Here is a 13,497-nt window from a genome sequence, read left to right on the forward strand (position 1 = left end):
TGTTCTTATTTATTGGCTAAACAGCTTAAGAATTTCATTAGTTGATGGCATGACTTGGTTGTCATTTACTAAGATAATTAACCCTTCAGTATCGATTGAAGAATGTGCTTGAGGGTGAGTCACAATATCCCCATTTTTCTGAACATAACCTAACGCCGTACCGATATCATTTTGAATTAACGTAGAAACCACGGTTGCCCAAGACACATCACTTAGATGGATATTAAGGCGAATAGTATGATCACCTTGATGATGAAACAAATCTTCTAAAACCTGCTCCGTTCCTGGTGCAACCAAGGATCGTACGAGCATTTCGGGATACGCTCTTACTGGCCTAATAACAGCACTGGCGCCAGCGGCTTTAAACCTAGGGCGATTCGAATCATTAATGGCCTCCGCTATAATAAAAGCGGGAGAATTTAAGGCTTGAAGGCGGTGTAATGTGTCAAATGTTAAACTGTCACTATGAGGGTTCTGAGTTTCTGGGCAAAGCACAATAATATATTTCGCCTTGTCTGACCCTGCAAATTCCAGCATATCATCCTCTAATGCATCACCTGTGTGATGAACGACTCCTTTGGCTCTTAAACTAAGTGGAAGGCCTTCTGGAAACGCGGGAGAGAGAATTTGAATGGGTGTATCAGCTAATTCTGGCGTCTGACTCATTTGGTTAATCAATAACTCTAAATAGCGTTCAGCTTCGTACTTTGGTGTGTTTATTATAAGTATGTGATCTTCCATTTCGCTCCACCTTATGCGGCCTTTGATTCGCATTTCTTTTTTAATCAGCCTGATCTCAACGTAGTCACTGGCGATTTGTGCGAGTAGGGTAATCCCCATGCCGTAAATTAATATAATAGTCGAAAGCTGCCCCCAAAAAGTGATGGCAGAGATATCGCCATAACCTGTGGTACTAGCCGATGTCATCGTTAACCAAAAGGCTTGCCACCAATTTAGATCTTCGAAGAAAACCATAGTTAAGCTATGTAAAGCGATGACACCTGCAAATAAGACAAAGCGCTTTCTGATATCACTGGCTTCATGCAGGTGTACTTTCTTGCGGAATTTACTCCGACTGCTTTTTTTTCGCCCTAGGATAAGTCCAAAAAAGATCATTCAGCCTCTGTTTATTACTCGTTAGTTAGTGGGTATAGCGTAACCAAGTTGACGCCAAGACTCATATACCATCACAGCGACCGTATTAGATAGGTTCAAACTGCGTGAGTTCGCTTGCATGGGTAAACGCAACCTTTGAGCAGTTGGTAACGCATCGATGAACTCGGCAGGCAGGCCTCGTGTCTCAGGGCCAAATACCAAAACGTCATTTTCCTCAAAACTGGCTTCACTATGAACGCGACTGCCTTTTGTGGTTAATGCGTAAATGGTTCCAATATTGTTTTGATCAACAAAACTCTGAAAATCTGGGTAACGTTTTAAACGCGTAAACTCATGATAATCGAGTCCCGCTCTTCTTAACTTCTTATCTTCAAGATCAAAGCCCAATGGCTCTATCAGGTGTAAGTGGTAGCCAGTGTTCGCACATAAACGTATTACATTGCCTGTATTAGGCGGAATTTCAGGTTGGTAAAGTACAATATGAAGCATAGGGTTTATCTCCTTGATATAAGAAGATAATACCAGAGGAAGCCCAGAAACTAAGTTTTTAATTTATTTTCAAAAAAACTATTGACCACAAAAACGGTTTCTCTATAATACGCCCCACTTGCCCGGATAGCTCAGTCGGTAGAGCAGAGGATTGAAAATCCTCGTGTCGGCGGTTCGATTCCGTCTCCGGGCACCATGATTTGAAGAAAGGCCATTTATTAACTTAAATGGCCTTTTTTTTCGCCTGCATTTTGCCCCTTTCGTATACTCCATCATTCGCTTCCTCAAGTTACTGTCGAAATCAGAAATAAATCTTTTCAAAATTTATGTTTAACCTGTCAAGCCAGCTTATAGGTTTTATCTTGGGTGAATAGGGTGGTTCAGTTGTTAAACTTACATTTAATCAGGCATTATTGAATTCACTAGAAAGCTTAAAATCCTTACTCGTAGGAGAGTCTCAAATGACAGAAAAACACATTGAGAAAACACCTGAAGGGCGCCCGACATTTCACGGGAGAGTATTGTTAGCGGAAGACAATCTTACCAATCAAATCGTAGCTCGTGGGTTGCTGAATTTATACTGTGTAGAAGTCGTGATTGCAGAAAATGGTCAAAAGGCAGTTGAGCAAGCTGAATCGACTCAGTTTGATTTAATCTTTATGGACTGTCAGATGCCCGTGATGGACGGGTATGAAGCCACCAGACATATTCGTCAGCTCAAACAAGGTAAAACCTCGCCAGATGTTCCTATTATTGCGCTTAGTGCCAATGCGTTGAAAGGAGACGAAGACGAATGTTTTATTGCAGGTATGAATGATCACGTTGCCAAACCTGTTTCACAAGACAAAATTGTAGCGATTCTAACAAAGTGGCTTCCTATAAGGTGATGATTATAATGGTAAAGGAAACTTATTATGTTTGAACCAAAAGTATTTGATGGCGCTGACTATGAAAGTCTGCTTGCTTGCAGTTACGAATTGATGACTTTGGTTGCTGCTGAGTTTATTTCTGAAGCGACTGCTTTATTTGAACAATTTCAAGTGAATATAGACGCTAAAAATTGGTGCCTACACTTAAGCAGGAAATCTTAGCCTAGTGCGACTAGGTGCTAACAAATAACGTATTTATATCCCTCACCTCGTTTTACCTTCCTGATTGCTTTATCCCGATTTTTACAGATAAAAGGTTTCATTTGAATGGTATTGTATTTCAAATGAAACCTTACTATCATAAAAATGAAACATTTGATCATTATAGTCGTTCTTTCTTTTCTAATAAAAACTCATTGTGAGGAACACAGAAATGTATAAATTTAAGTTAGCGTCAGTTGTTATTGGTATGTCTCTTGCGGGTTCAGCGTTGGCAGCAACAGAAGTCGAGTGGTGGCATGCAATGGGTGGTGCCAATGGCGAAAAAGTAAATGAAATTGCCAAAGCGTTTAACGACTCTCAGGATGCATACTCAGTAAAGCCAGTTTATAAAGGTAATTATACTGAAACCATGACTTCTGCTATTGCTGCGTTTCGTGCGAAACAGCAACCAGCAATTGTTCAGGTATTCGAAGTGGGTACCGCGAGCATGATGGCGGCGAAAGGCGCGATCTATCCAGTGCATCAGTTGATGCGTGAATCAGGTCAACCTTTTGACGAAAGCACTTATCTAAGTGCAGTCACGGGTTACTACACAAGCAGTGAAGGCAAAATGCTTTCTATGCCATTCAACAGTTCAACTCCAGTCTTGTACTACAACAAAGATTTGTTCAAAAAAGCAGGCATTACTCAAGCCCCTAAAACGTGGCAAGAAGTAGAAACGACTGCGAAAAAATTACAACAATCAGGCGTATCTTGTGGCTTCACAACGGCTTGGCAATCTTGGGTTCACCTAGAAAACCTTAGCTCTCGTCATAACGTACCATTCGCGTCTTTGGATAACGGCTTTGGCGGTTTAAAAACAGAATTAACTTTCAATGGTCCACTGCAAGTGGCTCATGTTAAGAAAATGGGTGAGTGGCAGAAAAGCGGTGTGTTCAGTTATTCTGGACGTACCAATGATGGAGCAGCGAAATTCTACAGCCAAGAATGTGCCATGTTCACTGAATCGTCTGCGGGTTACGCAGGTATCAAACGTAATGCTAAATTTGAATTTGGTGTAACGGAACTTCCTTACTGGGAAGGTAAAGTAAAACAGCCTTCTAACACCATCATCGGTGGTGCGTCTTTGTGGGTTCTTCAAGGTCATTCAAAAGAAGAATACAAGGGTGTGGCTTCTTTCCTAAGTTACTTGTCTCGTGCTTCTGTTCAAGCTGATTGGCACCAATTTTCAGGTTACTTACCAATTACTAAAGCGGCTTATAGTTTGACAAAAGGTCAAGGTTTCTATGCTGCGAATCCAGGTACAGAAACAGGTGTTACTCAGATGACAACAGGCACGCCAACAGCGAATACGAAAGGATTACGTTTAGGTAACTTTGTTCAAATCCGTGGAGTGATTGATGAAGAGCTTGAGTCTGTATGGAGTGGTGATGTTGATGCTCAAACGGCACTTAACACAGCGGTAAAACGTGGTAATGCACTTCTTCGTAAGTTTGAAAGAGCGAACGATTAAAAAAACAGTTGCCCTTATGTGTTTTCATAAGGGCGATTTTTTTTAGGTGTTCTTTCGGTTTTTTGTTTGGATATTTCTATGACGGTTACCTTCCCCCAAAAAGGCCTTCCTTGGTTATTGCTTTTGCCTCAGTTATTAGTGACAGCGATTTTTTTTCTATGGCCTGCAGAGCAAGCATTAGAGCAAGCTTTTTATCAAGAAGACGCGTTTGGTTTGAGCCGAGAGTTTGTTGGCTTTGAAAACTTTATCGATTTGTTTACGGACCCTCTGTATTACCAATCGATGCTAACCACGTTGTTTTTCAGTTTTTCTGTTGCCATTTTAGGCATTTCTGTTGCGCTCTTGTTAGCGGTGATGGCAGATCGTGTTATTCGCGGTAAGTTGGCGTATCAAACTTTATTAATCTGGCCCTATGCGGTTGCGCCTGCATTAGCTGGTGTGCTCTGGTGGATTTTATTTGATCCAAGTATGGGGCCGATTGCCCTGTGGTTGAATTCAGCTGGGGTGGATTGGAATCACTATCTTAATGGCAACCAAGCCATGATATTGGTGGTGATTGCTTCTACGTGGAAGCAGATTAGTTATAACTTTTTATTCTTTCTGGCGGGTTTACAAGCGGTCCCTCGTTCATTAATTGAAGCGGCGTCGATTGATGGCGCTAGTCCATTTAAACGTTTCTGGACGATTGTCTTTCCTCTTTTATCGCCAACGACTTTCTTTTTGCTTGTCGTGAATTTGGTTTATGCCTTCTTTGAAACTTTCGGTGTGATTGATGCGACAACGAAAGGTGGTCCAGGACAAAGTACCAACACTTTAGTTTATAAAGTATTTGAAGATGGTTTTGTTGGTTTGGATCTTGGTGGCTCTGCGGCTCAGTCTGTTGTACTGATGGGCATCGTCGGTCTTATGACGGTTATTCAGTTTCGCTTTATTGAGCGCAAGGTGCAGTACTCATGATAGAAAATAGACCTTGGTTAACCTTTGTTAGCCACGCAACGTTATTATTGGGCATCGCTTTAGTGGCGTTACCAGTGTGGATGGCGCTTGTTGCCTCAACTCATCCTGCGTCTGCTTTTGGTGTCGGTCACATTCCTTTGTGGTTTGGCGATTCTGGCGTGGATACTTGGAAAACCGTTTTGCTTGAAAAAGCCGGTAATGGCATTGATACGCCCGTGTTTTTTATGATGCTGAATTCTTTGATTATGGCGTTAGGGATTACCTTTGGGAAAATTGCCATTTCATTGTTGTCCGCTTATGCGATTGTTTTCTTCCGCTTTCCTTTTCGTGATTTGTGTTTTTGGATTATTTTCATGACGCTGATGCTGCCTGTTGAGGTTCGCATTGTGCCGACTTATGAAGTAGTCGCAAACCTTGATTTACTGAACAGTTACACAGGATTAACTCTGCCTTTGATTGCCAGTGCGACAGCGACCTTTTTGTTTCGTCAGTGCTTTTTGAGCATTCCAGGTGAGTTGGTAGAAGCCGCGCGAATTGATGGTGCTGGGCCGTTTCGTTTTTTCTTTGATATTTTGTTGCCGCTATCGCGCACGAATATCGCGGCGTTGTTTGTGATCTTGTTTATTTATGGTTGGAATCAATATTTATGGCCTTTGTTGATTACCACGGATGATGCTTATTACACTTTAGTGATGAGTATTAAGCGTATGTTGTCTGTTACGGATGGTGATATTGCGTGGAACCAAATTATGGCGACCACCTTGCTTGCTATGTTGCCGCCTGTTGCCGTTGTTATTGGTATGCAGAAGTTATTTGTCAAAGGTTTAGTGGATTCGGAGAAATAGTGATGACGGATGTTATTTTAGAAAAAATTGGTAAAACATACCCCAATGGTTATCACGCAATTCCAAGTGTGGATCTCTCTATTGAAGAAGGTGAGTTTATTGTTTTAGTTGGCCCATCAGGATGTGGTAAATCAACACTATTGCGTATGGTGGCTGGACTGGAAAGTATTTCGGATGGTGAACTGCGCATTCGTGGTGAACGCATGAATGAAAAAGAGCCTGCTGAGCGCGATATCGCGATGGTATTTCAAAACTACGCCTTGTACCCGCACATGACGGTTTACAACAACATGGCGTATGGCTTGAAAAACCGCAAAGTATCGAAAGAAGTTATCGAGAAAAAAGTTACCGATGTGGCAGAGATGTTAGGATTAACAGACTTGCTGCAACGTAAACCTGGCCAATTGTCTGGTGGTCAGCGTCAGCGTGTGGCGATGGGGCGTGCCATGGTACGTGATCCAAAAGTCTTCTTATTTGATGAGCCTTTGTCTAACCTTGATGCCAAACTACGTGTTCAGATGCGTGTGGAAATACGACAGCTGCAACGTAAATTAGGCACGACGACTTTGTATGTTACTCATGATCAGGTCGAAGCCATGACATTGGCGGATCGTCTGGTTGTGTTGAATAAAGGTAATGCAGAACAAATCGGCACACCAATGGATTTGTACAATAAGCCAGCAACCCCTTTTGTTGCGTCTTTTATTGGCTCTCCTTCGATGAACCTACTTCCTGCGAACCTTGTAGAGCAAGGTATTAAAATTTCGAATTCGTTAACTTTACCTTTGCCTCATGATTATCGTGGCGGCGTGGTATGGGGGATTCGTCCAGAGCATTTAGAAGTTTCAGATGAGCAAAATGCTGATTTCGCTTTGCGTATTCAAGCGGTAGAATCGCTTGGTGCTGAAACCCTAATACATGGTTTGTTAGAGGAAGAGTCTAAAAAGGGCATTCCTATGGTTGTACGTTTATCTGGACCGCATTTACCTGAGCTAAATAGTCTTATGTGGTTAACGGCACCAGTTAAACATTGGCACTTATTTGACGAAATAACTCAACAGAGGCTATGAGAGCAAGATGCAAAAAGACCATATTTTAGGTGGGAATGTTTCAGGTGAAAAGGTGTTGAATACAAAAGTAATGGGACACCGAGGTGCAGCATTATTGGCGCCTGAGAATACCTTGTCATCGATTCGTGCCGCTGCCGCTGCGGGCGCGACTTGGGTAGAAATTGATGTGTATTTGATTGCCGAAGGCGGTCTCGTTATTTTTCATGATGACACACTGGAACGCTGCACAAACGGTGAAGGTGTAACTCGTGAAGCACAGCTTAGTTATGTGACTGAATTGGATGCTGGCGTTAAATTTTCAGCTGACTTTGTCGGCGAAAAAGTACCAACACTCCTAGAAGCGTTACACTGCATTCAGTCTCTGGGGCTTGGTTTAAATCTTGAAATTAAACACGACAGTGCTGATGTTGAAACCATTGTTCCGGCAGTGATGGATATGTTGAAAGCTCATTGGGCTGATAACGATAAACTGATGATTTCGAGCTTTAATCATGCCGCTTTGCAGATGAGCTATGAGATCGATAGTGATCGTCATTTGGCGCAGTTGTATGAAGACATTCCAGCTCATTGGCAGGAAGAGCTTGAAAACATTAAGGCTTATAGTTTGAACTGTGATTACTCCAGATTAACGCAGGTTCAAGCGCTGGCAGTGAAAGCAGCTGGCTATAAACTACTTTGTTACACCGCAAATAATCCACAAGCTGTGGAGTCTCATTGGGCGTGGGGAATGGATGCTGTTATTACGGATGATCCAACAAAATTTGCGTTTTTATTAGTACCTTAATGAATAGAGATAAGGCACCTTTGTGGGCTTAAATGAACGACAAAACCAGATATTAAACTGGGTGCAACAAGAAGATGCTTTATTGGTAGAGGAGATGGTGGCACGTTTTAATGTGTCATCACAAACTATCCGTAAAGACATTAATCAATTGGCTGAGCGTCATCTTGTACGACGAACCCATGGTGGAATTTCGCCTGTATCAAGTACGGAAAACTTACCGTTTGATAACCGTCAATTTTTAAACAGTGATGCAAAGGGAGTAATTGCGACCCAAGTCGCTGAATTGATTCCTGATGGCGCCTCTGTTTTCTTGGGTATTGGAACGACCGTCGAATATGTAGCTAAGGCGTTGGTGTCTCATCAACGTTTGCAAGTATTCACTAACAACCTAACGGTGGCTGGTATCTTAGGAAACTATCCTGATATTCGAGTACGTGTTTTGGCGGGTAAATTACGACATCGGCATCATGATTTAGTCGGTGAAGAAACCTTATCTGGTTTGAGGCAGTATTATTTCGACTACGGTGTATTGGGTTGTGGTGGCATGGACGAAGTGCAAGGAATATTGGATTTTGACCCAGAAGAAGCCGCAGTAAGTCGCGTTATTGTTGAGCAAAGTCGTCACAGTCTTTTGGTTGTGGATCAACATAAATGGGGCCGCAAGGCTATGGCGCGTGTCCATCCTTTTTCTGCTGTAGATTGGATTTTCAGTGATGTCCTAACTCAAGCACAAACTCATTTACTCACCGCTCAAGGTGTTAAAATTCAACTTTGTTCACAGGGTGAATATGTCAATTCATGATCTTTCTGAGCTAGCTAGTGATGACTGTAAAGGCTTGCGTTTTATTTTAACGGATTTTGACGATACCTTAACGTGGGAAGGGCAATTACCTGTAGAAACATTGCGGGCCCTGACTGTATTAAAAGAAAATGGTGTCAAAGTCATTCCTGTTACGGGTGGTTGTGCAGGATGGTCTGACATGATTGCTAGAGCGCTCCCTGTTGATGGTGTGATTACAGAAGGTGGCGCCTGTTTTATTGGCAAAACCTTGGATCAGCATCTTACCTATGAGTTTTGGCGTGAAGAGTCGGTTATGCGAGCAGAACAAGCTCGTCTATTGAATGAAGTGAATAAAGTACTAGTACAATTTCCTCGATTGAAGTTAGCCAGAGATCAGTCTTATCGTTTAACCGATGTGGCTATCGACTATGCGCAAGATGTAAAGCCCGCTGCGATTGAAGAAAAGAATGCCTGTTTGGAGGCCTTAACTGCGCTGGGTTTAAATGTGAAGGCAAGCTCCATACATATTAATGTTTGTTCGGAAGGGTACGATAAATTTTCCATGGCGCAGCGTGTTTTAAGCCAAGCTTATGGTTTAAGCGAAGTCGAACAACAAGAGCAAGTATTGTATGTTGGTGATGCACCTAACGATGAAAGCATGTTTGCGCGTTTTCCACTGAGTGTTGGTGTTGCGAACATTGTGGAACACTTGTCGATTATGACGTACCGTCCGCGCTATCAAACCTCTCAGCCAGGCGGTTTAGGCTTTGCGGAACTGGCTGACTTTATTTTGGTTGCACGTTCTTTCTAAAACTGGATTATAGGTCTTGGTTGTAGACCTGCAGACGATTCATTTTTAATGGTCGTCTTTTTTAGGTATAAAAGACGCTATGCACACTGCAACACCACCTAACAACAAACCAACTAATAAACTGATTCCCGTATTAATCACGCTGGTTAGAATTGGGTAGTTAGCAATCTCACCTGAAACCGCAAGTTCTGCAGCATGATGCAAAGCAGGCAAGCCGTGAACAAATATCCCGCCGCCCACCAGAAACATCGCAATCGTACCAACGATGGATAAAAGACGTATGAGCATAGGGGCACTTTTTAAAATGCCGTAACCTATATGTTGTATGAATGCCTTCTTAGATTGATGTAGGTGCAGGCCAATATCATCAAGGCGGACAATTAAGCCGACCAATAGATAAACGCCAACGGTAACAACAAACGCGATTAAACTAACAACGATGGTTTGCGTGAGTAAATTTAGACCTGCCACGGTTCCTAGAGCGATCACAATGATTTCGGCAGACAGTATAAAGTCTGTTCGAACTGCCCCACGTATCTTGTCTTTTTCCAGTGTTAGCATTTCTGCATCGGATTTTGCTATTTTTACTTTTTCTGTAAGGGTGTGTTTATCACCTTTGTTTTTTTGGAAAGTGTGCAGAACTTTTTCGACGCCTTCGAAGCATAAATACAATCCACCTGCCATCAATAAGGGTTGAATCAGCCAAGGGATAAAGGCACTAATAGCAAGCGCTAAAGGCACAAGGATAATCTTATTGAGAAAAGATCCTTTGGCGACAGCCCAAACAACAGGGAGTTCTCTGTCTGCTTTAACCCCCGAAACCTGTTCGGCATTGAGTGCGAGATCATCACCCAATACCCCCGCTGTTTTCTTTGCTGCTACTTTCGAGAAAACGGCAATGTCGTCCAATAACACAGTAATGTCATCTAATAATGCTAATAAGCCAGTCATGGCCATAATGTTTCTCTTTAAGGAATTGAAGGATAAGCCGAAATTAAGTGCGTTATTTTTTTGGTAGTCTGATTTTCATTTTAGCATTGTGTATCATTGGAAGATAACATCAAGTTGAATCATTTTAGTGAGTATAAGCACCAAAATGATTGGTTTTTTGCTTAATATACTTCTATTTTATTTATCTTTTATTTTTAATAATGAGGTTCATTATGGCGAGCTCTTTGCGTATTTTTCGTCGCATGATTATGCCAGATCTTATTCGTGTCCATCGTTATCAGAGCTTGCCAGAGCAAGGTCCGAAAGTGTTATTTTTTAGTGGCGGCTCGGCATTAAATAAAATTAGTAGGGTGTTTAAAGAATACACTCACCACTCTATTCATTTGGTAACACCTTTTGATTCAGGTGGCAGTTCGGCGCGCTTGCGTGCTGAGTTCGATATTCCTGCAGTAGGGGATTTACGTAGCCGTTTAATGGCATTGGCCGATGAAACGGTAATGGGGCAGCCAGAAGTGTATGCCTTGTTTACTCATCGTTTAAGTCAGTATGAAACCCCTGCTGAATTGAAGGCACAATTACAACAGCTTGTATTGGGTGAACACCCTCTGATAGAAACTATTCCTAACCCAATGAAAGCGTTGATTCAGTCGCATCTCGCGGTGACTCAGCAACGAATTAATGATGATTTTGATTTGCGTGGCGCAAGTATTGGAAACCTAATTATTGCAGGTGGATATTTAAACAACCAACAGCAGTTGGATCCCATCGTGTTTTTATTTTCTCGATTGGTCAAGACGCTGGGCGATGTGAAAACGACGCTAGATGCTAGTTTGCATCTGGGCGTTGAATTAGACAATGGCGATACTGTTTTAGGGCAGCACAATATTACAGGCAAAGAAACTGACATATTGTCCAGTCCGATAAAACGTATGTGGCTTAATAAAGGATTACGTACAACTCAGCCTACGAATCAATATATTGCCGATGACCGAAAGGATGCGATAGAGGGCGCAGACTTAATCTGTTATCCACCAGGCAGTTATTACAGTAGCCTACTGGCCAATTTAATGCCGGAAGGTGTTGGTCGTGCGATCTGTAATAACTCAAACCCGAAAGTATATTTACCTAACTTAGGAATTGACCCAGAACAGCAAGGTTTGTCTTTAATGGAGAGAGTGCGAAGGCTAGTGGTGTCTGTTGAAGCGGACAAGGAAGGTGAAGAGGCTTATTCTGCGTTGGATTATTTACTGCTTGATGAAAATTACGATTATGGCGAAGTCGATATTGAGCAATTAAGAAATTTGAACATAGAAGTAATTAAAACGCCTTTGATTTCGATTAAGCCTGAAAAATATGATGAAAGGCTAGTGGTAAAAGCCTTGTTGTCTTTTGTCTGATTGAAGTGAAAATAAAGCAAAAATCTGGATGTGTACTATGTTTTAAGAAGCTCTCCTGTAATAAAACTTTACGTGAAATAACATTTTTGTGTTGTTAAAGAGACCCTTTAAAGTGCCATCATATGAAATATTGATGACACTAGATTAAAAGAGAATAGTAATGAGTACACGTGTACTAATATGTGACGATTCAAAGCTTGCCAGAAATCAAATGGCTAGAGTGTTACCGACAGACTGGGATGTTGAAGTCGAATACGCTGAGAACGGCCAAGAAGCCTTAGAATTATTATCGGCTTCAGCTTTTGATATTCTATTTTTAGATTTAAATATGCCAGTGAAAGATGGCTATGAAACGCTTGAGGCTTTGCAGTCTTTTTCTCAGTCTCCTGCTGTCATTGTTGTCTCTGGCGATGTTCAGCCAAAAGCGATTGAACGTGTTAAAGACATGGGCGCAGTAGCTTTTCATAAAAAACCGGCTTCAGGCGAAGAACTTCGTACCTTACTTATCTCTCTAGATCTTTTTTCTGCTGATATAAATAATGCTCAGCCTGCTGTTGAGATCGTCACTGCTGCTGAACAATTTACTCTTAATGAATGTCTACAAGAAATATCAAACATCGCAATGGGACGTGCCGCTAGCGTGCTTGCAGAGATGTTAAATGTGTTTATTAAGCTGCCAGTGCCTACTGTGAATATTTTAGAGGTCGGCGAGCTGCAAATGGCACTTGATTATAGTGTGAAGGCAGAGAGTTGCTCAGCTGTATCACAAGGCTTTGTTGGATCAGGTATTGCGTTTGAAGCCTTGTTAATCTTCAGCGACTCTAGTTTTCCAGATATGGCGAAACTTCTTGGTGTTACTGAAAATATTACCAGAGAGTTAGAAACAGAACTTCTAATGGATGTTTCCTCTATTTTGGTTGGTCCTTTTATGACGGCCATCGGTAAACAACTAAATATCGATTTTAGCCACAGTCACCCAGTTCTTTTAGGTCAACATGTTACAATTGCTGACTTAATTAATGTGAAAAAAGCGACATGGCAACGAACGCTTGCTGTTGAAATTGTTTATGAAGTAGAAAACTATCAAATCAGTTGTGACTTGATGCTGCTGTTTACAGAAGATTCTGTACCAACACTTGAGAACTTACTGTCGTTTTTAGTGGAGGATGAGTGATGAGTAATGAAGCCGAAGGATTAGCAGATCTTCATTGGATGTTTGATATGCTCCATCATATTGACGTTGGGCTAGTTGTATTGAATGAAAAATATGAAGTGCAGCTTTGGAATAGCTTTATGGAGAACCATAGCGGTGTTAGCTCATCAATAGCAAAACAACAGTCTTTATTGAGCATTTTTCCAAATTTAGATACTGGATGGCTGCGTCAAAAAATGGACAATGTTTTTGGATTGAAAACGCCAATTTACATTTCTTGGGAACAGCGACCTAACTTGTTCCCTTTTAAGAGTTATCGTCCTATTACTGGTATTGCTAATAAAATGTACCAAAACGTTGCGATTCGTCCTATATCGAGTCCTAATGGTGCTATTAAACACCTTTGTTTAGTTGTTTATGATGTAACAGACATTGCTACTAATAAAATCGCCTTGTCAGCAGCAAATGATAAATTAAAACGACTGACAAGTGCTTTATCTAAGTAGCCTGACACCAATTTTTCTAAGAAAAAACCAAGG

Annotated in this window: 15 protein-coding genes and 1 tRNA gene; 13 read left to right on the forward strand and 3 right to left on the reverse strand. The window is 41.6% G+C overall.

The annotated features are described in order from the left end of the window. Positions 1-9: 9 nt before the first annotated feature. On the reverse strand, positions 10-1,116 hold the full coding sequence (locus IF202_RS07655; protein ID WP_191594288.1) for a potassium channel protein: 1,107 nt from the start codon (positions 1,114-1,116) through the stop codon (positions 10-12). 21 nt (positions 1,117-1,137) lie between these two features. Continuing rightward, entirely contained in the window at positions 1,138-1,605 is a 468-nt protein-coding gene (gene trmL / locus IF202_RS07660) for a tRNA (uridine(34)/cytosine(34)/5-carboxymethylaminomethyluridine(34)-2'-O)-methyltransferase TrmL (protein ID WP_191594289.1), read from the reverse strand. A gap of 120 nt (positions 1,606-1,725) precedes the next feature. Here trmL and IF202_RS07665 point away from each other — a divergent pair. From IF202_RS07665 to IF202_RS07710, 10 genes are all read left to right on the forward strand, one after another. Next, a tRNA-Phe gene (locus IF202_RS07665) sits at positions 1,726-1,801 on the forward strand. Positions 1,802-2,066: 265 nt separating this feature from the next. Then, positions 2,067-2,492, forward strand: a complete 426-nt coding sequence (locus IF202_RS07670) for a response regulator (protein WP_191594290.1) — start codon at positions 2,067-2,069, stop codon at positions 2,490-2,492. A 27-nt stretch (positions 2,493-2,519) separates the two neighbouring features. Beyond that, positions 2,520-2,696 (forward strand): hypothetical protein, encoded by a 177-nt coding sequence (locus IF202_RS07675; protein WP_191594291.1) that lies wholly within the window; start codon positions 2,520-2,522, stop codon positions 2,694-2,696. Between the two features lie 211 nt (positions 2,697-2,907). Beyond that, the gene (gene ugpB, locus IF202_RS07680) at positions 2,908-4,209 is read left to right on the forward strand and encodes a sn-glycerol-3-phosphate ABC transporter substrate-binding protein UgpB (protein ID WP_191594292.1); all 1,302 of its coding nucleotides are present in this window, start codon (positions 2,908-2,910) and stop codon (positions 4,207-4,209) included. 78 nt (positions 4,210-4,287) lie between these two features. After that, positions 4,288-5,166: a sn-glycerol-3-phosphate ABC transporter permease UgpA gene (ugpA, locus tag IF202_RS07685; protein WP_191594293.1), complete on the forward strand. Its 879-nt coding sequence runs from the start codon at positions 4,288-4,290 to the stop codon at positions 5,164-5,166. Beyond that, entirely contained in the window at positions 5,163-6,011 is an 849-nt protein-coding gene (gene ugpE, locus IF202_RS07690) for a sn-glycerol-3-phosphate ABC transporter permease UgpE (RefSeq protein ID WP_191594294.1), read from the forward strand. Before ugpA ends, ugpE begins: the two co-directional genes overlap by 4 nt. Before the next feature lie 2 nt (positions 6,012-6,013). Continuing rightward, entirely contained in the window at positions 6,014-7,081 is a 1,068-nt protein-coding gene (gene ugpC / locus IF202_RS07695) for a sn-glycerol-3-phosphate ABC transporter ATP-binding protein UgpC (protein WP_191594295.1), read from the forward strand. Between the two features lie 7 nt (positions 7,082-7,088). Continuing rightward, positions 7,089-7,865 carry a glycerophosphoryl diester phosphodiesterase gene (locus IF202_RS07700; protein ID WP_191594296.1) on the forward strand — a complete coding sequence of 259 codons (777 nt, stop codon included), beginning with the start codon at positions 7,089-7,091 and terminating at the stop codon, positions 7,863-7,865. Between the two features lie 22 nt (positions 7,866-7,887). Next, positions 7,888-8,667, forward strand: coding sequence for a DeoR/GlpR family DNA-binding transcription regulator (locus IF202_RS07705; RefSeq protein ID WP_191594297.1), 780 nt, complete (start codon positions 7,888-7,890; stop codon positions 8,665-8,667). Beyond that, positions 8,654-9,457: an HAD-IIB family hydrolase gene (locus IF202_RS07710; RefSeq protein ID WP_191594298.1), complete on the forward strand. Its 804-nt coding sequence runs from the start codon at positions 8,654-8,656 to the stop codon at positions 9,455-9,457. The genes IF202_RS07705 and IF202_RS07710 overlap by 14 nt, the downstream gene beginning before the upstream one ends. 45 nt (positions 9,458-9,502) lie before the next feature. On the opposite strand, the gene IF202_RS07715 is transcribed toward IF202_RS07710, so the two are convergent. Continuing rightward, positions 9,503-10,414: a DUF808 domain-containing protein gene (locus tag IF202_RS07715; protein ID WP_191594299.1), complete on the reverse strand. Its 912-nt coding sequence runs from the start codon at positions 10,412-10,414 to the stop codon at positions 9,503-9,505. A gap of 206 nt (positions 10,415-10,620) precedes the next feature. On the opposite strand from IF202_RS07715, the gene IF202_RS07720 reads away from it, so the two are divergent. From IF202_RS07720 to IF202_RS07730, 3 genes are all read left to right on the forward strand, one after another. Continuing rightward, positions 10,621-11,805 (forward strand): GAK system CofD-like protein, encoded by a 1,185-nt coding sequence (locus tag IF202_RS07720; protein WP_191594300.1) that lies wholly within the window; start codon positions 10,621-10,623, stop codon positions 11,803-11,805. Positions 11,806-11,965: 160 nt separating this feature from the next. Next, a complete protein-coding gene (locus IF202_RS07725) occupies positions 11,966-12,979 on the forward strand; it encodes a response regulator (RefSeq protein WP_191594301.1) in 1,014 nt (337 codons plus the stop codon). Beyond that, positions 12,979-13,464, forward strand: coding sequence for a transcriptional regulator (locus tag IF202_RS07730; protein WP_191594302.1), 486 nt, complete (start codon positions 12,979-12,981; stop codon positions 13,462-13,464). The genes IF202_RS07725 and IF202_RS07730 overlap by 1 nt, the downstream gene beginning before the upstream one ends. Positions 13,465-13,497 lie beyond the last annotated feature (33 nt).

Source organism: Marinomonas colpomeniae (assembly GCF_014803385.1).
Lineage (GTDB): Bacteria > Pseudomonadota > Gammaproteobacteria > Pseudomonadales > Marinomonadaceae > Marinomonas > Marinomonas colpomeniae.

Coding starts and splice junctions, on each gene's coding strand:
- IF202_RS07710 (WP_191594298.1), top strand. CDS start 8,654: ATGTCAATTCATGATCTTTCTGAGCTAGCTAGTGATGACTGTAAAGGC.
- IF202_RS07700 (WP_191594296.1), top strand. CDS start 7,089: ATGCAAAAAGACCATATTTTAGGTGGGAATGTTTCAGGTGAAAAGGTG.
- ugpC (WP_191594295.1), top strand. CDS start 6,014: ATGACGGATGTTATTTTAGAAAAAATTGGTAAAACATACCCCAATGGT.
- IF202_RS07675 (WP_191594291.1), top strand. CDS start 2,520: ATGTTTGAACCAAAAGTATTTGATGGCGCTGACTATGAAAGTCTGCTT.
- ugpB (WP_191594292.1), top strand. CDS start 2,908: ATGTATAAATTTAAGTTAGCGTCAGTTGTTATTGGTATGTCTCTTGCG.
- IF202_RS07715 (WP_191594299.1), bottom strand. CDS start 10,414: ATGGCCATGACTGGCTTATTAGCATTATTAGATGACATTACTGTGTTA.
- IF202_RS07670 (WP_191594290.1), top strand. CDS start 2,067: ATGACAGAAAAACACATTGAGAAAACACCTGAAGGGCGCCCGACATTT.
- trmL (WP_191594289.1), bottom strand. CDS start 1,605: ATGCTTCATATTGTACTTTACCAACCTGAAATTCCGCCTAATACAGGC.
- IF202_RS07655 (WP_191594288.1), bottom strand. CDS start 1,116: ATGATCTTTTTTGGACTTATCCTAGGGCGAAAAAAAAGCAGTCGGAGT.
- IF202_RS07720 (WP_191594300.1), top strand. CDS start 10,621: ATGGCGAGCTCTTTGCGTATTTTTCGTCGCATGATTATGCCAGATCTT.
- ugpA (WP_191594293.1), top strand. CDS start 4,288: ATGACGGTTACCTTCCCCCAAAAAGGCCTTCCTTGGTTATTGCTTTTG.
- IF202_RS07725 (WP_191594301.1), top strand. CDS start 11,966: ATGAGTACACGTGTACTAATATGTGACGATTCAAAGCTTGCCAGAAAT.
- IF202_RS07730 (WP_191594302.1), top strand. CDS start 12,979: ATGAGTAATGAAGCCGAAGGATTAGCAGATCTTCATTGGATGTTTGAT.
- ugpE (WP_191594294.1), top strand. CDS start 5,163: ATGATAGAAAATAGACCTTGGTTAACCTTTGTTAGCCACGCAACGTTA.